This window comes from Kribbella qitaiheensis, assembly GCF_042657745.1.
Taxonomy (GTDB): Bacteria; Actinomycetota; Actinomycetes; order Propionibacteriales; family Kribbellaceae; genus Kribbella; species Kribbella qitaiheensis.
Genome location: NZ_JBHSKE010000029.1, coordinates 22590 through 42203, shown reverse-complemented (window position 1 = coordinate 42203; position 19614 = coordinate 22590). Strand labels below are relative to the sequence as shown.

20 protein-coding genes are annotated in these 19614 nt (G+C 69.0%); 12 read left to right on the top strand and 8 right to left on the bottom strand.

Annotation, left to right across the window (positions count from 1 at the left end; genetic code table 11):
* Positions 1 to 10: 10 nt before the first annotated feature.
* The 3 genes from ACFPJ1_RS21700 to ACFPJ1_RS21690 all read right to left on the bottom strand — a co-directional run bounded on the left by ACFPJ1_RS21700 (position 11) and on the right by ACFPJ1_RS21690 (position 2399).
* A complete protein-coding gene (locus tag ACFPJ1_RS21700) occupies positions 11 to 877 on the bottom strand; it encodes a MerR family transcriptional regulator (protein ID WP_380106426.1) in 867 nt (288 codons plus the stop codon).
* Between the two features lie 83 nt (positions 878 to 960).
* A complete protein-coding gene (locus ACFPJ1_RS21695) occupies positions 961 to 2175 on the bottom strand; it encodes a low temperature requirement protein A (RefSeq protein ID WP_380106424.1) in 1215 nt (404 codons plus the stop codon).
* Between the two features lie 101 nt (positions 2176 to 2276).
* Positions 2277 to 2399, bottom strand: a complete 123-nt coding sequence (locus ACFPJ1_RS21690; RefSeq protein ID WP_132291383.1) for a ribosomal protein bL36 — start codon at positions 2397 to 2399, stop codon at positions 2277 to 2279.
* Between the two features lie 159 nt (positions 2400 to 2558).
* Here ACFPJ1_RS21690 and ACFPJ1_RS21685 point away from each other — a divergent pair, with 159 nt between their 5' ends.
* A complete protein-coding gene (locus ACFPJ1_RS21685) occupies positions 2559 to 2849 on the top strand; it encodes a DUF4287 domain-containing protein (protein WP_380106422.1) in 291 nt (96 codons plus the stop codon).
* Between the two features lie 39 nt (positions 2850 to 2888).
* Here ACFPJ1_RS21685 and ACFPJ1_RS21680 read toward each other — a convergent pair whose 3' ends face one another.
* Complete coding sequence (locus ACFPJ1_RS21680; RefSeq protein WP_380106420.1) at positions 2889 to 4406, bottom strand: amidohydrolase family protein; 1518 nt, start codon at positions 4404 to 4406, stop codon at positions 2889 to 2891.
* Positions 4407 to 4483: 77 nt separating this feature from the next.
* Between ACFPJ1_RS21680 and ACFPJ1_RS21675 the strand changes: the two genes are divergently transcribed.
* Positions 4484 to 5260 (top strand): uracil-DNA glycosylase family protein, encoded by a 777-nt coding sequence (locus ACFPJ1_RS21675; protein WP_380106418.1) that lies wholly within the window; start codon positions 4484 to 4486, stop codon positions 5258 to 5260.
* Positions 5261 to 5375: 115 nt separating this feature from the next.
* Positions 5376 to 6074: an alpha/beta hydrolase gene (locus ACFPJ1_RS21670; protein WP_380106415.1), complete on the top strand. Its 699-nt coding sequence runs from the start codon at positions 5376 to 5378 to the stop codon at positions 6072 to 6074.
* On the opposite strand, the gene ACFPJ1_RS21665 is transcribed toward ACFPJ1_RS21670, so the two are convergent.
* Together ACFPJ1_RS21665 and ACFPJ1_RS21660 are read right to left on the bottom strand one after the other, a co-directional pair.
* Positions 6059 to 7072: a LacI family DNA-binding transcriptional regulator gene (locus tag ACFPJ1_RS21665; protein WP_380106413.1), complete on the bottom strand. Its 1014-nt coding sequence runs from the start codon at positions 7070 to 7072 to the stop codon at positions 6059 to 6061. The genes ACFPJ1_RS21670 and ACFPJ1_RS21665 overlap by 16 nt on opposite strands.
* Before the next feature lie 71 nt (positions 7073 to 7143).
* Positions 7144 to 7737, bottom strand: a complete 594-nt coding sequence (locus ACFPJ1_RS21660) for a Gfo/Idh/MocA family protein (RefSeq protein ID WP_380106411.1) — start codon at positions 7735 to 7737, stop codon at positions 7144 to 7146.
* 149 nt (positions 7738 to 7886) lie between these two features.
* On the opposite strand from ACFPJ1_RS21660, the gene ACFPJ1_RS21655 reads away from it, so the two are divergent.
* Entirely contained in the window at positions 7887 to 8651 is a 765-nt protein-coding gene (locus ACFPJ1_RS21655) for a TrmH family RNA methyltransferase (protein WP_380106409.1), read from the top strand.
* Here ACFPJ1_RS21655 and ACFPJ1_RS21650 read toward each other — a convergent pair whose 3' ends face one another.
* Complete coding sequence (locus tag ACFPJ1_RS21650; RefSeq protein ID WP_380106407.1) at positions 8652 to 9542, bottom strand: amino acid-binding protein; 891 nt, start codon at positions 9540 to 9542, stop codon at positions 8652 to 8654.
* Positions 9543 to 9722: 180 nt separating this feature from the next.
* Here ACFPJ1_RS21650 and ACFPJ1_RS21645 point away from each other — a divergent pair, with 180 nt between their 5' ends.
* Genes ACFPJ1_RS21645 through ACFPJ1_RS21630 form a run of 4 tightly spaced genes read left to right on the top strand, consistent with a single transcriptional unit; the run spans position 9723 to position 14277 of the window.
* Positions 9723 to 11366, top strand: a complete 1644-nt coding sequence (locus ACFPJ1_RS21645) for a type 2 periplasmic-binding domain-containing protein (RefSeq protein WP_380106405.1) — start codon at positions 9723 to 9725, stop codon at positions 11364 to 11366.
* 8 nt (positions 11367 to 11374) lie between these two features.
* Complete coding sequence (locus tag ACFPJ1_RS21640) at positions 11375 to 12388, top strand: ABC transporter permease (protein WP_380106403.1); 1014 nt, start codon at positions 11375 to 11377, stop codon at positions 12386 to 12388.
* A complete protein-coding gene (locus tag ACFPJ1_RS21635; protein ID WP_380106401.1) occupies positions 12385 to 13260 on the top strand; it encodes a carbohydrate ABC transporter permease in 876 nt (291 codons plus the stop codon). Before ACFPJ1_RS21640 ends, ACFPJ1_RS21635 begins: the two co-directional genes overlap by 4 nt.
* A 27-nt stretch (positions 13261 to 13287) precedes the next feature.
* On the top strand, positions 13288 to 14277 hold the full coding sequence (locus tag ACFPJ1_RS21630) for a LacI family DNA-binding transcriptional regulator (RefSeq protein WP_380106399.1): 990 nt from the start codon (positions 13288 to 13290) through the stop codon (positions 14275 to 14277).
* Positions 14278 to 14300: 23 nt separating this feature from the next.
* On the opposite strand, the gene ACFPJ1_RS21625 is transcribed toward ACFPJ1_RS21630, so the two are convergent.
* Positions 14301 to 16637 (bottom strand): FUSC family protein, encoded by a 2337-nt coding sequence (locus ACFPJ1_RS21625; RefSeq protein WP_380106397.1) that lies wholly within the window; start codon positions 16635 to 16637, stop codon positions 14301 to 14303.
* A 98-nt stretch (positions 16638 to 16735) separates the two neighbouring features.
* Between ACFPJ1_RS21625 and ACFPJ1_RS21620 the strand changes: the two genes are divergently transcribed.
* The 4 genes from ACFPJ1_RS21620 to ACFPJ1_RS21605 all read left to right on the top strand — a co-directional run bounded on the left by ACFPJ1_RS21620 (position 16736) and on the right by ACFPJ1_RS21605 (position 19575).
* Positions 16736 to 17482 (top strand): phosphotransferase, encoded by a 747-nt coding sequence (locus ACFPJ1_RS21620; RefSeq protein WP_380106395.1) that lies wholly within the window; start codon positions 16736 to 16738, stop codon positions 17480 to 17482.
* 76 nt (positions 17483 to 17558) lie between these two features.
* Positions 17559 to 18104, top strand: coding sequence for a molybdenum cofactor biosysynthesis protein (locus ACFPJ1_RS21615; protein WP_380106393.1), 546 nt, complete (start codon positions 17559 to 17561; stop codon positions 18102 to 18104).
* A gap of 167 nt (positions 18105 to 18271) precedes the next feature.
* On the top strand, positions 18272 to 18832 hold the full coding sequence (locus ACFPJ1_RS21610; RefSeq protein ID WP_380106391.1) for a DJ-1/PfpI family protein: 561 nt from the start codon (positions 18272 to 18274) through the stop codon (positions 18830 to 18832).
* A 26-nt stretch (positions 18833 to 18858) separates the two neighbouring features.
* Entirely contained in the window at positions 18859 to 19575 is a 717-nt protein-coding gene (locus tag ACFPJ1_RS21605; RefSeq protein ID WP_380106389.1) for a class E sortase, read from the top strand.
* The last annotated feature ends 39 nt before the right edge of the window (positions 19576 to 19614 follow it).

The window sequence follows — 19614 nt, the reverse complement described above, 5'->3', positions numbered from 1 at the left end:
AGGGCGCGAGTCAGAGGCGGGAGAGGAGGTGGACGGCATCGTCCAGGTGGATCAGCGGGTCCACCTTGGGGGACCAGCCGGGGCCGGCGGCGACGGTTTGCTCGCCGCGGGCGATGAGGCGCCGGCGCAGGATCGCCTGGGCCGGGCGTGGGGTGAGCGACCAGAGCACGACCGCACGGGGTGAGGCGCGGCGGGCGGCCCGGAGTACGGCGTCGGGGGGCAGGTCGGGAGCCAACAGCACGGCCGGGGTACCTCGTTCGAGGAGGACGCCCTGCAGGACCTTGAGCGGCAGCCAGTGCCTTTCGCCAGGGCAGCAGGCGAGCAAGACCGGGCCGACGGCGGCCTCGCCGAGCGTGCGGCCGCCGGTGTAGCGGTCCACCGCGCGGGCGGCCTCGTCGGCGAGCAGGGTCTCCAGATCGATGCAGTCGGCCGTGTCCTGGAAGCGGTCCTGCAGCCGCCGCAACGCCGGCGCGACCACGTCCTCCCAGGCGGGCTGAAGGCCGCGCTGCCGGAGGCAACCGTCCAGCTTCGCCCCGGCCTCCTCGATCCGGAAGGACTCCAGATCGGCCAGCAGCGCCGCGATCTGTTCTGTTGCCGCGAGCTCAGGCAGAGGATCGGGCTGGTCCGGCACGATCGCGCTGAGGCGCGCGGCGTCGGCGGCCGGAGTACCGGCGGCTATCAGGCGTTGCATGCGGCGCAGGCGGGCGATGTCCTCGCTGTTGTAGCGCCGGTGGCGGCCAGGGGAGCGGGTCGGGGGCGCGATGTCGTACCTGGCTTCCCAGCTCCGGATCGTCACCGCGGGCACGCCGAGCATGGCCGCGACCCGGCCGACCGGCCAGACCGCAGGAGGTGTTCCACCTCGAGACGCCGCTGCCATGATCAACCTACGATGACACGGCTTCCGGCCTCCTGCGGCCTCTGACGGAGCGGCTGGCTCTGACGGACCGCTCCCTGCCTGGGTCAGCCCGACGCTGTCGGCGTCTCCCGATCGATGGGCGCTGATGCGATCGTGACGGCGACCAGCAGGGCGCTGACGGCGGCGGTCGCGGCGGTGGTGCCGGGAACTCCCAGCCACGGTGTCGCCAGTGGGAGCAGAAGGATGATGAAGACGCCGGCGAAGGAAGCGGCCGCCGGGATCGTGGGGGTCTCGACGAGTGGTGCGTGGACTGCCCACACGAGCATCAGGAACACGCTGGTCGGTATCGCGATGGCGTAGCTGACGGCTGTGGGGGAGGCCTCGAGGTGATGGCCGGTCTGCTCGACCGCAACCTCCAGGCCGGCGCCAAGAGCGGCCAGCGACGCGAAGATGCCGTAGTGCCCGTAGCCCCACAGGTATGAGCGATCGCGGCGCTCCGCGAGACCGGCTCCGGCCGGTTGGAGGAAGTAGAGCCACCAAAGGGCGAACAGCAGGACGAGTCCGCCGGCCGAGATGACGATGAGAGACCAGGTGACCTCACTGGCCTCCAGTGCCCGTTGAGCTCCGGCAGTCGCCGCGAGCACGCTCTCGCCGAGCAGGATGATGGTGAACAACCCGTACCGTTCGGCGATGTGGTGCGGGTGCCAGTTGGTGGCTCGGGTCCGCTCCGCCCACCACGGTACGGCGAGCTCCAGGATCGCCAGGGCGACGAAGAAGAGCAACTGGGCGCCGGACGACGACAAAACGCCTTGATCCACCAGGAAGAGGCGCAGGAACCAGCCCACCTGGAGGGCGCTGATCCCGCCCGCATAACGCAGCGCGGTACGGCGGTCCGACGGCTCTTCGGCGGCCACTCTCAACCATTGGGAGACCAGCCCGATCCGCATGATCAGGTAGCCGATGGTGACACCGAGGTAGTCGCCGTGGTCGGCCGCGGCCGGGACACCTGCGGCGAGCACCAGGACGCCGGCCATCTGCAGCATCGTCAGTAGCCGGTACGGGACGTCGTCGGTGTCGTACGACGAGGCGAACCAGGTGAAGTTCATCCACGCCCACCAGATCGCGAAGAAGACCTGGAGGAATCCCGCCAGCCCGTCCGCGGCGTGGCCGTCCGCGATGCTGTGCGCGAACTGGACGGTGGCGGCCGCTACCGCGACCACGAAAGTCAGGTCGAACAGCAGCTCGAGCTGGCTGGAAGCCCGATGCGGTTCGTCGATCGGGCGGGCCCGCATGCGCACGCGGATCCTGCTGGTCGCCAAGGTCGTGCTCCTGTCCGTCCATCAATCCTTGTCAGGAAAGACAGGAAGCGACCCCCGGTTGTGACAACCGGGGGTCGCAGGTGAAGTTCAGGCCGCCGGGGTCAGCCCTGGCGCGCCTGCAGGCGGGGGTTCTTGCGGTTGAGGACGTAGACCCTCTTGCCCCGCTTCACCACCTGGGCGCCGTCCTTGGCCTTCAACGCGCGCAATGAACGTCGAACCTTCATCAGCAGCCTCCTCTGTCTAGTTGTGCCTTCCCATCAACACCGATCCACCCGCAAACCTTCCCCGGAAACTTCTTTGAGCAGGTCGTGTCGATTTCGGGGTGAGGTCTTCGACGCTGGGGTGAGGCGGCCGCTGGGGCTGCTCGCGAAAGGGTGATCGGGATGTCGTTTCAGGCCTACCTGGACAAGATCGAGGAGAAGACCGGGCTGACGCCGCGGGAGTTGGTCGACCTGGCCCGGGAGCGTGGGTTCGAGGGGCCGGACACCAAGGCGGGGGCGGTCGCGGACTGGCTGAAGGAGGACTACGACCTCGGTCGGGGGCACGCGATGGCGCTGGTGCACGTGATCAAGAACGGTCCCAAGATCGGCACCAAGCACGTCGGCACCACCGGCGTCCACCGCGACGAGTCCGACACCCTCTGGCTCGACGGCAAGGCCACCAAGCCCGCGTGAAGGCCAGGTTCGCCTGAGGTCCAGCCCGCGGACGCGAAGTCAGGCGTAGTCGCGGAGGCCGGAGAGGAGGCCTTGGTGGAAGGGGTTCGCGTCGACGGCGTCGAACCAGGACGGGCCGGTGGTGAGCGGCTCGGGCGGCGGCACCTTGACCGGTGCCGGAGCCTCTGCGACTGGGCCGTTCCGGCGGCGGGCATCGACGTCCACCTCGGGCGCCGGCATGTCGGGCAGCAGCACGAACGAGTCCTCGCCGGCCACGCCGTCGGCAGCCAGCGCGGTCAGGGCGTCCACCGCTCGCTCGGCGGCGCGCTCCGGATTCTTCCGGACCTTCTCCAGGTCAGCGACCACGGACTTCCAGGTGACCGTCGGGTCGCCGTAGTCGATCGCGCGGCTGAGTCGGCCGACGCTGATCCGGGTCGCGGCGGGAGCGAGCGTGGACATCAGCGCCCGCAGTCCGTACCGCGCGCGGCCGCCGACCACGACGAGCCGGATGTCCGCCTCCGTGGCCGCGATCAGATTGCGATGCACGTCGTCCTGGCCGCGTCCGACCACGATCAGGTCGGCCAGCGCGCCCTTCTCGATCCGGCCGACCGGGTGCGGCCAGACGCCGGACAGGGCCTCACCCGGGTTCGAGGTGGCCATCCGCACCAGTTCCTCGTCGGTGAACACCTGCTGCGGTTGGGCCTGGTTCCACAGATCGGCGACCTTGAGCTCCCAGAGCACGTTGCGGGTACCCGAGGGTCCCCAGTCCGAGCCGATGCAGAGCCGGACGCCCTTCGCCTTGGCCGTGGTGACATCCGCGGTCGCACCGTACAGCCAGTAGTTCGAGAAGGGCGACCAGACCAGACTGGAGCCGCCGCCCTGCAGGTTGGCGAAGTCCTCCGCGGTCAGCGCGCCGCCGTGGATCGCGACGAGTTGCCGCTTCACCACCCCGACGTCGTCAAGCAGCTGGAACTCCTTGCGCAGCTTGGGATCCGTACCCTCCGCGGTGTGCGCGATGAAGCCGCGCCCCTGCTGCACCGCGGTCACGTACGACGCCAGCGCCTCGGTGCTGTCGGCAACGAGTGTGCTGACCCGGATGAAGTCCTCCCGGGTGCCCAGCTTCTCCGAGTCGACGTTGCGGATCAGGTCGTCGTCCGGCGGTACGGCGCCGCGCGGGTTGCCCTGGATCGAGGTGGTCCCGCCCACGATGGCCCGCGTCTCGACGTACCGGAGCAGGGCGCGTCCGGCCGCGGCGCCCAGCAGCCGGGCGGGTTTGCTGATCGTGTCGCTGTACGTCGGGGCGCCGCCCCACTGGTTGTGCGAGGTCCAGGGGACCTTGCGGGCTGGTTCGGTCCACAGCGGCAGGCTGTTGTACATCAGGTGGTTGTGCAGGTCGATCAGGCCCGGGTAGATCACCCCGCCCGCGGCGATCCGGGGGGCGTTCTCGAAGCCGGGCGGCTCGTCGTCGCCGGGGGTGACCGCAGCGATCAGGCCGTCGTCGCCGACATAGACGGCGCCGCGGCTGAGCACCTCGCCGTCAGGTCGCAACGTGACAACGGTTCCGCGCAGGACGAACATGGCCGCCTCCCCTGATCAAAGCCCCCCGGCCTGTGTTCACGAGCGTATGCTATGGAGCCTCCAGGGGGAGGCATTCGATGGTGGAATTCGACGCGGGTCCACCGGCAGCGGTGGCACGGCATCTCGGAGCACTGCCCAGCTATGCGGCATACCGGAACAATTTCTGGTACGACTGGGGGCCGATCTTCTACCGCGGCCGGCTGAATCGGTCGGCGCGGCTGCTCGGCGTGGCGTCCGATCCCGGCCCGACCGAGCGGATCGCCGGCCGGACGCTGGTCGGCGACGCGGGCCAACGGGTGCAGGGTTTCCTCACCAAGCTCGGGCTGACGTCGAGCTATGCGCTGGTCAACGCCTACGCCTATGCGCTGAGACCGTCCCGCGCGCAGCAGGCGGCGCCGCTGTTGTCGGAGCAGGACCACCTGCGCTGGCGCAACACGTTGCTCGACCTGATCACCGGACCGCAGACCCAGGCGATCGTGGCGTTCGGCGCGCAGGCACGCACCGCGGTACGCCTGTGGGACAGCAAGCCGGACGTGCCGGTCTTCGAGGTGCCGCATCCGTCCAGCCGCAGTCCGCAGGTGCTGCTGGACAGTTGGCGCAAGGCCGTGACGGACCTGCGCGACATCGTCACGCCTGATCCCGACGGCGACGCGACCGGGCCGAACTACGGCCCGAAGTTCCTGGAGACGGACTACGCCGCTGTCCCGCTTCGCGATCTGCCGTTCGGGGTTCCGCCCTGGTTCGGTGACGACGCGTGGGGCCGCGCGGACAAGCCGAAACACAACAACTGCGTCGAACGTCCCTCCGACGACCCCCTCAACTCCCTCCTCTGGCGAGCCCCGAAACAAGCCTGACCACCCCGTACTCCGGTGCGCCCGCGCTGCGCTGGTTGACCCCACGCCGCGCCTCCCGACGTACCGGGGCTGGTCGGCGCCGACCTCAGCCGGCCGTGCTGGGTATGGTCTGCAGATGACTGGTCGTGAGGTTGCCGATGGGGTGCGGCAGGGGTGGCAGTCCGGGATGTTGAACGCGAGGCCAGGTGGGACGAGCAGGGAGCCCTTTCCGGCCGGGCTCCACTGGCTCGGGGCCGAGGATCGGTCGGCCGCGTTGCTGGTGCCACCGGAGTTGCCCGTCGGGCCGGTGCCGCTGGTCGTGCTCCTGCACGGAGCGACCTCGAACCCACGCCAGGCCCTGCCATACCTGGAGGACGAGGCGCGGCAGCGGGGATTCTTGCTCTTGGCACCCAAATCGCAGGACTACACCTGGGACGTGATCCGGGGCGGCTTCGGCCCGGATGTCGGCCCGCTCGATCTGGTCCTGCGGGTGGCGTTCGAGCGGTTCGCGGTCGATCCCGCTCGGTTGGGGATCGCCGGGTTCTCCGACGGCGCGTCGTACGCGCTGAGCCTCGGGCTGGTGAACGGTGAGCTGTTCACCCACGTTCTCGCGTACTCGCCGGGCTTCGTGGTCTCCGGACCGCGACCGGGCCGGCCGAGGATCTTCGTCTCGCACGGCGTCCGGGACCAGGTGCTGCCGATCGACCGCTGCAGCCGGCGGATCGTGCCGGTGCTCCGCGAGGACGGCTACGAGGTCGACTACCGCGAGTTCGACGGCGGCCACGAACTCCGCGCCGACTTGGTTGCCGCTGCCACCGATCAGCTGATGGCGTAGGTGCTGTCGCGGACGATCAGTTCGGTGGCCAGTTCCATCTTGGGGCTCTCGAGATCCTCGCCGTTCATCAGTCGGATGACCGAACGGGCGGCCACCATGCCCATCTGGGCCAGCGGCTGGCGGACCGTGGTCAGCGGCGGGCTCGCCCACTGGGACTCGGGCAGGTCGTCGAACCCGACCACGCTGATGTCGTCCGGCACCCGCAATCCGCGACGGCGAACCGCCTCGTAGACGCCGAGGGCCATCTGGTCACTGGAGGCGAAGATCGCAGTCGGCGGGTCGGCGAGGTCGAGCAGTTCACCGGCGCCGACGAATCCCGACTCGTGGTAGAAGTCGCCCTCGTAGATCAGGCCTTCGCAGGAGAGCCCGGCAGCGTCCAGCGCCGCCTTGTACCCGTCCTGGCGGGCGCGGCTGCAGAGCAATCGAGGTGGCCCGGCGATCAGCCCGATGCGCCGGTGTCCGTACTTGATCAGGTGCTCCGTCGCGCTCAGCCCGCCGGCCCAGTTCGTCGCTCCGATGGTCGGAACCTCGAGGCTGGGCACGCCGGCCGGGTCGATCACCACGCTCGGCACCTGCAACCGCCGCAGCTCGGCCTGCAGTCTCGGCTCCAGGCCGGAGGTGACCAGGATGACGCCGTCGGAGGTCCGGGCCTGCAGGTTCTGCATCCACTGCCGGGCCGAGGTCGACCGGCGGTGGATCGCCGACACGACCGTGCCCATGCCCGAACTGTGCGCGACCTCCTCGACGCCGCGGATGATCTCGACCGCCCACGGGCTGTCCAGGTCGTTGAAGACCAGGTCGATCAGGTTGGCGCGCTCGGTCTGCCGCGAGCCGCGGCGGCGGTACCCGTGGTGCTCGAGCAGTCCCTCGACCTTGGCACGGGTACCGGGAGCCACGTCGGCGCGGCCGTTCAGCACGCGCGACACCGTCGGCACCGAGACCCCGGCCTCGCGGGCGATGTCGGTGATGGTGATGCGGGCTCCGTCAGCGGTCGCCACCCAAGCTCCTTCTTCCGGGTCGGTTCAAGGGTCTACCGGGATTGTCCAGGGATCTCAACCACTCGCAGATCTCAACCGGTCGCGGTGAAGCCCCTCTCACCACGACGCACCGACCGCCCGGTCCGAGCCGCCTCACGCAAAGCGGCAAGCAACTCGTGCGCCGCAGTCCGATCGCTTGCCTCTGAGTCCTCGGGTGCCGTCGGCGTGCGGACGCTCTCCGTCCAGGCTTGGGCGACCGGCTGCTCCCGGCCCGGGGTCGCGGTGATGTTGCAAGTCCCTTGCTGCTGGTCGATCTCAACCGTCGCGTGCTCGAAGTCGAACCGGAACCAGCCGACCTCGCGCGCCGCGAGCAGGCTGTTCAGCACCGTCGCGATGGTGCCGTCCGCGAACACCACGAGGGCCGCTGTCAACTCCTCGATCGCGGTCCGCCGGGTCCGCCGCGTGGCGACCGCGACCACCTCGGTCCATTCGCCGAGCAGGCTCAGCAGCAGTTCGACCTGACGCACGGTCCCGTACTCCGCGTCGCCCGCGCGCCGCGCGCCGAAGTACGCGTCGGGGCGGAACCACAGCGACGTACAGGTGGCTGCGATCGGTCGGCCGAGCCGTGCGTCGCCGGCCAGTCGGCACAGGTCGACCTGGCGGAACGGGACCACGGGTTCGGTCATGAGCGGTTCCTTCGCAGCGCCGGGGAGGAAGCACTGAAACTATCGGAACTATATCCGGAACTTCCGCGATTCGGCTCTCCGGAAACTATCGGAAGGCCTCTGTGGACGCGGGAGTTCGCCCGTCGCGTCCACGCCTGTACGGTGATGCGGTGAACCAGAAGGGCTCGGAGGAGCGGGAGCGGTTGTCGCCGCGGGACAAGTGGATCACCATCTTCGGACGGAAGCCGGTGCTCGAGGCGCTCAACGATCCCGCCCTGTCGGTCGCCAAGATCATCGTCGCGGACAACGCCGGCGGGCACTCGATGGACGACATCCTGAAGGCAGCGGCCCGCACCGGTACGCCGGTCGAGCGGGCGACGGCGACCCGGGTGAAGTGGCTGGCCGGCAACGGCAAGCACGACCAGGGTGTGGTCGCCGACGTGAACGCGCCCCGGATGACGCCGCTGGCCGAGTTCGTCCGGGCTCGCGGCAAGCGGCCGACCAAGGTCTTCCTGCTCGACGGCGTGACGAACCCGGGCAACGTCGGGATGATCCTGCGAACCGCCACCGGCGCCGGCTTCGACGGCGTCATCCTGCCGAAAGCCGGTACGCCGCACGTCGGGCCGCTGGTGATCAAGGCATCAGCCGGGGTGGCGTTCCAGGCCCCGATCGTCAACGTCGCCACTGCGAAGGCGGCCGTGAACATGTTGACCGAGGCCGGCTATCGCATCTACGGCCTGTCCGCGCGCTCCAGGCAGTCGCTCTTCAAGGCCGACCTGGCACCGCGCTCGGTGTTCGTGCTCGGTGGCGAGACGCACGGCATCTCGGTCGCCACCGACGAGGACCTGCAGATCCCGCTGCACGCCGGTGTCGAGTCCCTGAACGTCGCCGTCGCCGCGGCCGTGGTCGCTTTCGAGGTCACCAACCGCGACTGATCACCGCGCCGGGCTGATCGCTCGCGAGGCTTCGGCGACCTGGGCGAGGCGATGGGCGCGGGCGGACTCCGCCGGAGTGAACGGTTCGCCCGGTCGCGTGAACACGTACAACCCGCTCCACGGCGAAGGGATCTTCAGAATCGTTCCGTCGCTGGGCAACTGCTGTCCATCGAAGGCCTTGGGATCGGTGACCTGTTGCGCGCCGAGCAGTTCCGCCACTGCGTGCGGGAGTTCCGCCGGATCGGCAACGACTTGCGCGGACAGGTTCAGCGCCTTGGTCTGCCCGTCGACCAGCGCGAGTGCCGTCGTCGGCCACAGGTGCGCGTTCCGGCCGCCAGCAGCCGTAACGACGTCCAGCAACTCCTCCGGTCGAACCGCGTCCGGCGTGGAGACCGCGAGCTCATCCCGTACGCCGTCCGCGACCGGGTGGATGTGCAGGCCGAGGATGTTGGCGCCGAGCTCGGCCAGTCCGTGGGTGAGGTGCTCCAGTTCGCCGGCTCGGTCCTCCAGTGTGACCCTGATCCGCCAGAGTGACGGCGCTTGCCGAAGGCCCGTCTGAGCCTGGTGCCGGGCGTGGTGGTCGGGGGCGTGCAGCCAGGTCCGGAGCAGTCGCATGGTGGACGGCTCGATCACCCAGATCACCAGCGCGGTGGTGGTGAGCGCCAGCAGGCTCACGGACACGAGGTAGGGCGGATGCATCCGCAGGATCAGGGCGTGCAGGGCGAGCTCGACCGGGAAGATCGCGGCGAGCTTGGCCAGGGTCAGGCGGAGCCGGGCTGGGTGAGGTAACCGCCCGCACACGTCGCACGCAGTACCGGCGGTGACGGCCCGGGAGATGTCTGCGCGGGAGATGTCAGGCCGGGAGAAGTCTGAACTGTGCAGGTGGTCCATGCCTCCAGGCTGGCGGCACCGCGTATCCCTGCTGTTGCGGAAGTGTGAATCTTCGGTTCGGCCTTGCGTGATCGGGAGGGCTGGGTTTACGGTCCCGGTTAACGTTTAAGTGATCGTTAGTGAGTGCTTGCTGCAAATTCGGACACAAACGGTCAGATCGAGCATAGGATGAGGTCAGTTATGGAGAGCAGGTACGGGCGCAGGCGGTTCCTGGGACTGGGTGGTGCCGCGCTGGGTGCGGTCGTTCTCGGCCCGACGCTGGCCGGTTGTGGCGACGGCGGGGCAGCGAGCGGTGGCGCCAAGGCGTCGGGTGACGTGGCCTTGCCGACCTACAAGGCGTTCGAAGGGCTGCGGCCCGAGCTTGCCGGGGCCGAGTCCGGCCTCGAGCCCGGCTTCCTGCAGTTCCCCGAGAACGCGATCGCCAGCGTGCAGGCGCCGCCGCTGAAGAACGCGGTGACCGCGCTCACCGAGACGTTCGCGACGCCCCCGCCGCCGATGGGCAGCAATCCGATGTGGCAGGCGCTGAACCAGGCGCTCGGCGCGGACCTGAAGCTCACCATCGGCACCGACCCGGGCTACCCGGAGAAGTTCGCGACACTGCTGGCCAGCGACTCGCTGCCGGACCTGATGTGGCTGCCGCCGAACCAGGGCATCCCGAACATCGGCCCGATGCTGGAGGCGAAGTTCCAGGACCTGACCAAGTACCTGTCCGGCGACGCGGTGCTGGAGTACCCGAACCTCGCGGCGCTCAAGCCGGCCTCCTGGCGGACGGCGGTGGTGAACGGCAAGATCTGGGGCGCTCCGATCCCGTCGACGCCGTTCGGCCAGGTGATGATGGGCAACCCGAAGACCTGGGCCAAGGTGGGCGGCCTGCAGTGCAAGACGGCCGACGAGTTCTTCGCCAAGTGCAAGGAACTGACCCGCGGCACGAACTACGCGCTGGAGCCGGCGATCGTGAACATGCTGCACATGTTCGGCGAGTGGTTCGGTGCGCCGAACGGCTGGCGGGTCAACCAGGACCGCTCGCTGACGCACCTCTACGAGACCGACAACTACAAGGCCGCGGTCGAGTACGCCGCGAAGCTGTGGGCGGCGAAGGTCTTCTACCCCGACCTCAACCTGGCCGACGCGACCCCGAAGACGGTGAACGGCCAGATCGCGGCGCAGGTCACCGTCGGCCCGCGGGCGACCGCCGACTTCCGGGCCGCCGACCCGACGCTGTTCGTCGATACGATGATCCCGTTCGGCCACGACGGCAAGGCCAAGCCGGTCTACGACATGGGCTACGGCACCGTCGGGTTCACTCCGTTCAAGAAGACCGACGAGGGCCGGATCCGCGAACTCCTTGCCCTGGTCAACTACCTCTCCGCGCCGTTCGGCACCAAGGAGTACCTGCAGAAGAACTTCGGTACCGCGGGCGAGCAGTACAAGCTGGACGCCAAGAAGAACCCGGTGCTCACCCAGGCCGGCAACCAGCAGGCGCCGGGACTGGTCAGCGCGCTGCAGATCATGACCGCGCCGGAGAGCGTGATCTTCAACCCGGCCTACCCCGAGGACACCCGGAAGGTGCACGCGACCGAGCAGAAGTTGCTGCAGTACGCGATGCGCAACCCGACGGCCGGCACCTACTCCGACACCAGCAGCAAGGTCGGACCCAAGCTGACCGAGGCGTTCCGCGACACGATCATCGACATCGTCACCGGCCGGCAGAAGATGGACGCGTACGACGAGGCGCTGAAGCGCTGGAAGTCCGGCGGCGGTGACAAGATGCGCGGCGAGTTCGAGGCCGTGCTGCCCGCAGGCGTTCCGGTCACCGCGTCCTGAGGCCGCCGATGACACTGGTGACAGAGCGGCCGGAATCCGCCGAGGCAGTCAGGGAAACGCCCAAGCGGCGGCGCGGCAGGCGTCAGCGCAGTACCGGACATGAGTTGCCGTTCGGGGTCCGGTTGCGGCGGGACTGGCAGATGCTGGTGCTGATGCTGCCCGGCGTGCTGTTCCTGCTGGTGTTCTTCTACGTGCCGGTGCTCGGCAACGTGGTTGCCTTCCAGGACTTCCAGCCGTACCTCGGGATCATGCACAGCGAGTGGAACGGCGTGCAGAACTTCATCAACCTGTACGCCAATCCCGACTTCTGGGACGCGCTGCGCAACACGCTGGTGCTCGCCTTCGTCCAGTTGGTGCTGTTCTTCCCGGTGCCGCTGGCGATGGCGCTGATCGTGGATTCCCTGGTGGGCAACCGGGTCCGGCGCGCGTTCCAGACGATCGCGTACCTGCCGCACTTCCTGTCCTGGGTGCTGGTGATCGCGCTGTTCCAGCAGTCGCTCGGTGGTGCGGGTTTCGTCAACAACCTGCTCCGGCAGGCCGGGCTCGACCCGATCCCGTTCATGACGAACCCGGACACCTTCCCGCTGCTGGTGGTCGCGCAACTGGTCTGGAAGGACGCCGGCTGGGCGATGATCATTTTCCTCGCCGCGCTGTCCGCCGTGGACGTCTCCCTGTACGAGGCGGCCGCCGCGGACGGTGCCGGCCGGTGGCGCCGCCTGTGGCACATCACCCTGCCGTCGATGCGGACCGTGATCGTGCTGCTGCTGATCCTGCGGATCGGCGACGTGCTCAGCGTGGGTTTCGAGCAGTTCATCCTGCAGCGCGACTCGGTCGGCCCGGGCGCGGCCGAAGTACTGGACACGTTCACGTACTACGCCGGCGTCGTTGGTGGTGACTGGAGCAGCGGGGCCGCGGCGGGTCTGGCCAAGGGAGTCGTCGGCGCGTTGCTGCTCTGGGGCGCCAACTCGATCGCCCACCGGCTGGGCGAACCCGGCATCTTCCAGAAGAGAGGGCAGTCATGAGGCCGATCTGGAAGGAGCGGCCGTCGCCGGCCTACCAGACCATCAAGGCGGTCGTGCTCGGCGGTTTCGCGCTCGCCATCATCATCCCGATCATGGTCGTGGTGTCGACGTCGCTGGCCAGCGACCAGGACATCATCTCCGCCGGCGGGTACGTGCTGTGGCCGTCGCACCCGACGGTGAAGGCGTACGAGACCTTGTTCAGCGGCGGTCTGATGGGACGCGCGATCATGGTCAGCGTCTTCGTCACAGTGGTCGGTACTGCGATTGCGCTGGCCACCACGATCGCGCTCGCCTACGCCACTTCACGGCCGGTGCTCTTCGGGCGGCCCGTGCTGCTGCTGGTGCTGTTCACCCTGCTGTTCGCGCCGGGCATCATCCCGATGTTCCTGATCGTCAAGCAGCTCGGGCTGATCGACAGCCTGTGGTCGCTGATCCTGCCCGGCGCGCTGGGGGCGTTCAACTTCGTGGTGATGCGGACGTTCTTCATGAACGTGCCGCAGGAGATCCTGGAGAGCGCGCGGATCGACGGGGCGAGCGACTTCACCATCCTGCGGCGGATCGTGATGCCGCTGTCGAAGGCGGTGATCGCCGTGGTCGGGCTGTTCTACGCGGTCGGGTTCTGGAACGCGTTCTTCAACGCGCTGCTGTACCTCAACGACACGGCGAAGTGGCCGGTGCAGGTGATCCTGCGGACCTACGTGCTGCAAGGGAAGTCGCTGTCGGCGGACCAGTTGGGCGTCGCGCCGCCGTCACAGCCGCAGTCCCTGCAGATGGCGGTCGTGGTGGTCGCGCTGGTGCCGATCGCGATGGTCTACCCGTTCCTGCAGCGGCACTTCAACAAGGGCGTCATCACCGGCGCCGTCAAGGGCTGAGGTCACCGTTCTGAGAGAATCGGTGTCATGCCGACGGGGATGACCGACAAGCCGACGCTGCGTACGGTGGCCGCCGAGGCGGGGGTCTCGATCGCCACGGTGTCGTACGTGCTGTCCGGTCATCGCCGCGGCCAGACGATCTCCGAGACGACCGCGGACCGGGTGCGCGAGGTGGCCACCCGGCTCGGGTACCGGCGCAACGACGCGGCGCGCGCGATTCGTACGGGCAAGTCCGACCTTGTCCTGCTGTCGCTCAGCGTGCTCGCCGATCCTTGGGCGCAGGCTGTCGCTGCTGCTGTGAGCGATGCGGTGACTCCGCTGGGGAAGACCGCGCTGATCGTTGCCGACGGCGACTGGCGGACGGTGCTGGCGAACCGGACGCCCGACGTCATCTTCATCGACCATGTGGCCGACGATCCGGAGTTGGTGGATCAACTGGAGGCCTTCGCGGACCAGGGCGTGCAGATCGTGGCGTTCAGCGAGGTGCTGGAGCCGCGGGGATTCGACGTGATCCGGTCGGGTGCCGAGCCGCGGTGTCACCTGGCCGTGGAGCATCTGCTCGAACGGCATACCCGGATCGGCGCGCTCACGTCGAAGCTCGAGGGATCACCGCGCTTCGACGCGTACCGGCGGACGATGGCGGCCGCCGGGTTGCCGCTCGGCGAGGTGGCGACCTTCGAGCCGCATCCGGAAGGTGCCTACCGGGCGGCGATGTCCGTGCTCACCAAGCCGGACCGGCCGACCGCGTTGTACTGCACCACGGACTTCGCGGCGATCGCGGCGATCCGGGCGGCGCATCGGCTCCGGTTGGACGTGCCAGGCGATCTCGCGGTGATCGGGGTGGGCAACACTCCGGAGGGTGAACACCTGGATCCGTCGCTGTCGACGGTCGGGCCGGTCGGGTTCAACGCGGCCCTGAGCCGGATCATCGTCGGCCGGCTCACCGACCGCGAAGGGGCTCCCGGCCAGGTCTTCGACTTCCCCTGGCAACTGATCATCCGCGAATCCTCTTCCTAGATTCTTCGGGCCGGGTCGTCGCTTCAGGCGGGGGACTTCGCCAGGATGCTCTGACTGGTGGCCTCGAATGGTGCCGAGAGGCTGTGCTGGAGGCGACGGATCGCGTCCAGGTGGTCGGCGGTCCAGATCAGCCGTACTGCGACCGGGGTCTCCGCCCCGCCCAGGTCCCGGCGTACTGCGTCGACGAGCCGGGCGTTCGCGGAGTGGTCGGGGGTCAGCGGTGCCGGGAGGTCGTCGGGATCGGCGAGGGCCTGGGCGGCCTGCTGGTACCAGGCGAGGACCTGGTCGGTCGCGGCGATGATCTCGGTGCGCGCGGCCGTTCTGTCGACGCCCGGCTCGCCCTGATCGTCGCGCCACAGGTCGAGGATCGACTCGGCGGTCAGGCGGATCAGGGCGACCGCGGAGATCAGGGCTGTCACCTCGGCGAGCGGGAGTTGCTTGGTGCCGCGCTCGGTGAGGAACCCGCGGAAGGCGTCGTCCAGCCGCCGGGCGGATGCCGCCGCCTCGCGGGCATCCCCGGCTGGCGGATCCGCCCGCGGAGCGAGCGCGTCGCACCGCGACACGGCGTACCCGACTGAGCTGCCGAGGTAGCGGGCGCTGTCGGAGAGCGCCTCGGACAGGGCCTGCCGGAGTGCGGGGACGGCGCCGCGCGGCCAGAAGACCGCGCCGATCACGAGACTGACCACGGCGCCGAGAGCGACGTCCTCGATCCGGACCAGGCCCAGCTCCCAGCCTGACGACTGGATCAGACTGAAGAGGATCAGGATCACCACGCTGAAGCCGGCCTGCCCGGCGGCGAAGGAGATCGCCGCGGGGGCCAAGCCGGCGAAGAGGACGGCGATCGGGAGCAGGAACCAGAAGGCCATGGTGTTGGTGCCGACGGCGAGGATGAGGGCGACGCCGATCAGGATGCCGACGACAGTCCCGGCCAGCGCGCGGACGACGTTCTGGCCGGTGGTCAGCGCGTTGGACCGCAGTACCGACAGAGTGCCGAGGACGACCCAGAAGGAATGGCCGACGCCGGTCAGGTCGGCGACCAGTACTGCGATCGCGAGGGCGGCGGCGCCCCGGAGGCTGTTGTGCAGCCAGAACGAGTGCCGCTCCACGTGGGCGCCTGCCCGGTCTTGCGCCGAGGCGAGGGCCGAGCCCGCGCCTGGTGGTGGGCTGCCGGCGACATGTTGCCACCAGGTACGGCGTCTGGCGGCGACGGTGAACCTGATGTTCTGGCTGATCTCGGAGATCGCGAAGGCCATCTCCTGGGCACGGAAGCCTGGCTCCAGTGAGGTGACGAACTCGGTGTAGTCCTCCTTGTGTGGAAGGGCCGAGGTCATGGCTTCTTCCATCGCCCGCTGCGTCTTCCGGAGCTGGGCCAGGTCGGCGTCGAGGGTGGTCGGGTCGCCGACCGTTTCCAGCACGGTGGCGCCGTGGTCGAGCAGGGTCGCCGCCGCGAGCTTGACCTCGCAGACTGCCTTGACGTGCCGGCCGGGAGTGTGGGCGAGCGGGGGTTGCTCGAGGACGGACTGGAGCAGCAGGATCTGGTCGATCAGCCGGACCAGGGTCCGCGTCGCGGTGGACAGGCCGGTCGGGCGGTACGGAGTACTGAAGAAGGTTTTGCGTAGGTGTGCGACGGCCTCGGCGCTGTCGTTCAGGTCGTCGGTGATCTCTGCGTCGGCGCTCCGGACGTCGGTGGCCTTGGCGTCGGTGTTGTCGGCGGCGGCGGTGGTTGGGGCGTCGCTGGGCGGGGTGTTGTTGGTCTGGGTGGGCGGGGCGCCGTGTGCGGCGCGGATGCGGCCGACCTCGGCGCGCAGGGTTCTGGCTTGCAGCGCCAGGGTCCGGGCTGTTGCCAGCCGCAACGGATCCTTGGTGGGTGCGGGCCAGAGGACGGCGATCGCGATCATCGACACGAGGCCGGCGGTCAGCCAGCCGAGCAGCCGGTCCGGGATGACGCTCACGGCACCTGGGAGGTTGACCGGTAGGACGAAGCTGACCAGCAGAGCGGTGGTCGCGCTGGCGAACACCGAACTGACGACGGCGCTGAACAACACCGCGAACGAGACCAGGAACATCGCCGGTACCGCGAGCCAGATCCGCTGGGCCGCCAGCGTCCCGACGCAGATCAGCACCGCGCCGGCCAGTACCAGCGAACCCTGCGCGAGGACGCGGTCCCGGATCTGGCCGCCGAAGTCGACGAAGATCAGCAGCGACATCGAGCCGAAGGCGGCGAACGTCGCGGCGTTGGCGTCGCCGACCACCTCGGCGTACAGGGCGAACAGGACCGGCATGATGAGCGCGGCCCGGGAGCTGCGGCGCAGCGCGGACAGGTTGGCATCCCGCGTTCGCAGCCAGCGAAGGATCGTCATGTCCGGCTCCGCATCTCGGTCAGAACCACCTTGAAGGGACTCTATAGTCCGCGTCCTGGTTGCCTTGGGGTGAGCGGCCTTTGTGTGAGGATTGATCGATGGAGCTGCCGGGGAGTGGGTGGGAGCCGGTCACCGTTGGCGAGTCGGCGGCCGAGGTATTCCGTCGCGGCGACGTCTTCGCCAAACGCTGTGGCGCCGCTGGAGTGCCGGAGTTGCGTGATGAGCGTGACCGGGTGGAGTGGCTTGCCGGGACCGGGCTTCCCGGTGCTGAGGTGGTCGGCTGGGTCGAGTCCCTCGATGGCGCTTGCCTGCTGACGACTGCCGTTCGTGGGGTCGCTGCTGCCGAGCTGCCCTGGTCTCGTGCTCTGTCCGACAGCCTCGCGGGGGTGATCCGGTCCTTGCACGAGTTCCCTGCCGAGAAGTGCCCGTTCGAGCGGCGGCTGCAAGACGTCGTCAGCCAGGCAGAGGACGTAGTACGGCGTGGTGCCGTGAACCCGAACTTCCTCACCGACGAGTGGCGCCAAGTCCGACCGGAAGACCTGCTGGCCAAGATCTACGCTGAGGTTTCTGCTCGCGCCGAGGTGCCCGCGGCAGACCTGGTCGTCTGCCACGGCGACGCCTGCCTCCCGAACGTCCTCTTTGACCCTGACACCCTCGAGTGCACCGGCCTGATCGACCTGGGCCGCCTGGGCATCGCCGACCGCCACTCCGACCTGGCCCTCCTCAAAGCCCAACTCGACGAACACCACCCGGGCGCCGCCCCCACCTTTCTCACCACCTACGGCCCCGCCGACCCCAACCGCCTAGCCTTTTACCACCTCCTAGACCCCCTCACCTGGGGCTGACCCCCTACGACGGCCGGCGTACGTCGGGGCGTGTTCGGGCGCGGTCGGGGCGGTGGGTGGCGAGTAGCGTGGGGGTGTGGCTGAGGGTGTTCCGGTGGAGATCGTGGCTTTGGTGGTTTCGGCGGTGCACGCGTTCGAGGGGCGGCCTCAGGACGGTCCGCGGCCTGAGCCTGAGCCGATCCAGCGCTCGGAGGTCACGATCAAGTCCGGGCTGGGAATCGTCGGCGACAGATATTTCAACCAGGCGATCCACCGCAACGCTGCCGTTACGGTTCTCGACGCCGCCGTGCTCGACCAACTCGCCCTCGATCTCGGGCTCGCCGCCGCACCGGATCCGCATCTTCTCCGCCGCAACATCGTTCTTCGCGGCTTCCCCGTAGACCAACTGGCCGCGCGCAGGGACGAATCCGGCCACCGCGTCCCAGGCGCGACCTTCACCCTCGACAGCGGCTCCGGTCCGATCACCTTCCAGGCCCACCGGCCCGCGAACCCCTGCGCCTGGATGGACCAAGTCCTGGCCCCGGGCGCCTTCAAAGCCCTCCGCTCCCACGGCGGCATCCGCTGCGAACCCCTCACCTCCGGCACCCTCCGCTTGGGCCCCGCCACCTTCACTACCGACTGACCCCGGCTGCACACACTCACCCCGGCCCGCGCCCCGACGTACGAGCCAGTCCTTCACCTGTACGACGTACAGGTCCAGCTGCCGCGCTCACGACCAAACCGGGGGGTTGACCGGGTGCGAGGGGGCGGCGGAGGCTGGCTGCAGGATCCGGCGGCGGAGGAGTTGTGATGGCGAAGGTATTGATTCTCACGGGGGATGCGGCGGAGACGCTCGAGGTGTTCTACCCGTACCAGCGGTTGCAGGAGGAGGGGTACGAGGTTGACATTGCGGCGCCGAGCGCGAAGAAGTTGCAGTTCGTGGTGCACGACTTCGTGGACGGGTTCGACACGTACACGGAGAAGCTCGGGCACACCTGGCAGGCCGATCTCGCCTTCGCCGACGTGAATCCCGAGGACTATGTCGCGCTGGTGATCCCGGGCGGGCGCGCGCCGGAGTACATCCGCAACGACGAGGACTGCCTGCGGATCGTGAAGCACTTCTACGGCGAGGCGAAGCCCGTCGCGCAGCTCTGTCACGGACCACTCATCCCGGCGGCGGCCGGAGTACTGCAGGGGCGCAAGACCTCGGCGTACCCCGCGCTGGCGACCGACATACGGGCCGGCGGCGGGGAGTGGGTCGACGGCGACGCGGTCGTGGACGGCAACGTGGTGTCGGGGCGCGCCTGGCCGGACCACCCGGGCTGGATGCGCGCGTTCATGACTGTTCTGAAGGAGCACGCACCCGCCTAGTTGGCATTGCGAGCTACTTTTTCACCATGATGGGGAGGTTGGTGGTCGCGATACTGCTGACGGCTGCCCTGGTGGGCTGCTCGGATGTCGCCGACACGATCGCCGAGACGCCTTCGACGGCTCCACCGACCACGCCAAGCCTGGACCCGAAGCCGACGGAGCCGGAGCGTTCGGTGCCGGAGAAGACCGTGCGCCCGGTGCCGAAACCGACCGCCCAGCGGACGATGACCACGACCGCGATGAGCATCGGGATCCCGGCCATCGGGGTACGCGAGCTGCGGGTGGTGGCCTACACCGGTACTGCGGACGATCGCCCCGGCACGGTGATCCAGAACCGCGGGGTCGCCGCCAGCCCGCGCGGCTCGGCCGGCGGGGTCGGTCCGGGCGAGATCGGCAACTTCATCCTGACCGCGCACCGGACTACGCACGGGAGGCCGTTCGGGCGGGTGCCGGAGATGCAGAACGGCGACCACATCCTGGTGACCGCGGACGGGAAGATCTACGACTACCTGGTCATCAAGACGATGAAGATCTCGTTCCGCAAGCCCGAGGAGAAGGCCCAGCAGAACGCGGCCGTCCCCGGTCGCCCGGGTGAGAAGCCGACTCGCGCCATGATCACGCTTTCCACCTGCGCGACCCCGGAGGACCACGCGGAGGGCAACTACTGGAGCGACGCCCTCGGCAACCCCGAACACCGCATCAACAAGATCGGCACCCTCGTCGCCACCCGCCCGGCCGCCTGACCTTCCGCATCGGCGTACGAGCGGTCGTAAGTAGCGGCG

What these genes read in the sequence shown, in the direction of transcription:
- ACFPJ1_RS21685 (WP_380106422.1), top strand. Translation starts at nt 2,559, where the DNA reads ATGTCGTTTCAGGCCTACCTGGACAAGATCGAGGAGAAGACCGGGCTG.
- ACFPJ1_RS21650 (WP_380106407.1), bottom strand. Translation starts at nt 9,542, where the DNA reads ATGGACCACCTGCACAGTTCAGACTTCTCCCGGCCTGACATCTCCCGC.
- ACFPJ1_RS21680 (WP_380106420.1), bottom strand. Translation starts at nt 4,406, where the DNA reads ATGTTCGTCCTGCGCGGAACCGTTGTCACGTTGCGACCTGACGGCGAG.
- ACFPJ1_RS21635 (WP_380106401.1), top strand. Translation starts at nt 12,385, where the DNA reads ATGAGGCCGATCTGGAAGGAGCGGCCGTCGCCGGCCTACCAGACCATC.
- ACFPJ1_RS21660 (WP_380106411.1), bottom strand. Translation starts at nt 7,737, where the DNA reads ATGACCGAACCCGTGGTCCCGTTCCGCCAGGTCGACCTGTGCCGACTG.
- ACFPJ1_RS21610 (WP_380106391.1), top strand. Translation starts at nt 18,272, where the DNA reads ATGGCGAAGGTATTGATTCTCACGGGGGATGCGGCGGAGACGCTCGAG.
- ACFPJ1_RS21690 (WP_132291383.1), bottom strand. Translation starts at nt 2,399, where the DNA reads ATGAAGGTTCGACGTTCATTGCGCGCGTTGAAGGCCAAGGACGGCGCC.
- ACFPJ1_RS21640 (WP_380106403.1), top strand. Translation starts at nt 11,375, where the DNA reads ATGACACTGGTGACAGAGCGGCCGGAATCCGCCGAGGCAGTCAGGGAA.
- ACFPJ1_RS21605 (WP_380106389.1), top strand. Translation starts at nt 18,859, where the DNA reads ATGATGGGGAGGTTGGTGGTCGCGATACTGCTGACGGCTGCCCTGGTG.
- ACFPJ1_RS21700 (WP_380106426.1), bottom strand. Translation starts at nt 877, where the DNA reads ATGGCAGCGGCGTCTCGAGGTGGAACACCTCCTGCGGTCTGGCCGGTC.
- ACFPJ1_RS21645 (WP_380106405.1), top strand. Translation starts at nt 9,723, where the DNA reads ATGGAGAGCAGGTACGGGCGCAGGCGGTTCCTGGGACTGGGTGGTGCC.
- ACFPJ1_RS21675 (WP_380106418.1), top strand. Translation starts at nt 4,484, where the DNA reads ATGGTGGAATTCGACGCGGGTCCACCGGCAGCGGTGGCACGGCATCTC.
- ACFPJ1_RS21670 (WP_380106415.1), top strand. Translation starts at nt 5,376, where the DNA reads ATGACTGGTCGTGAGGTTGCCGATGGGGTGCGGCAGGGGTGGCAGTCC.
- ACFPJ1_RS21630 (WP_380106399.1), top strand. Translation starts at nt 13,288, where the DNA reads ATGCCGACGGGGATGACCGACAAGCCGACGCTGCGTACGGTGGCCGCC.
- ACFPJ1_RS21620 (WP_380106395.1), top strand. Translation starts at nt 16,736, where the DNA reads ATGGAGCTGCCGGGGAGTGGGTGGGAGCCGGTCACCGTTGGCGAGTCG.
- ACFPJ1_RS21625 (WP_380106397.1), bottom strand. Translation starts at nt 16,637, where the DNA reads ATGACGATCCTTCGCTGGCTGCGAACGCGGGATGCCAACCTGTCCGCG.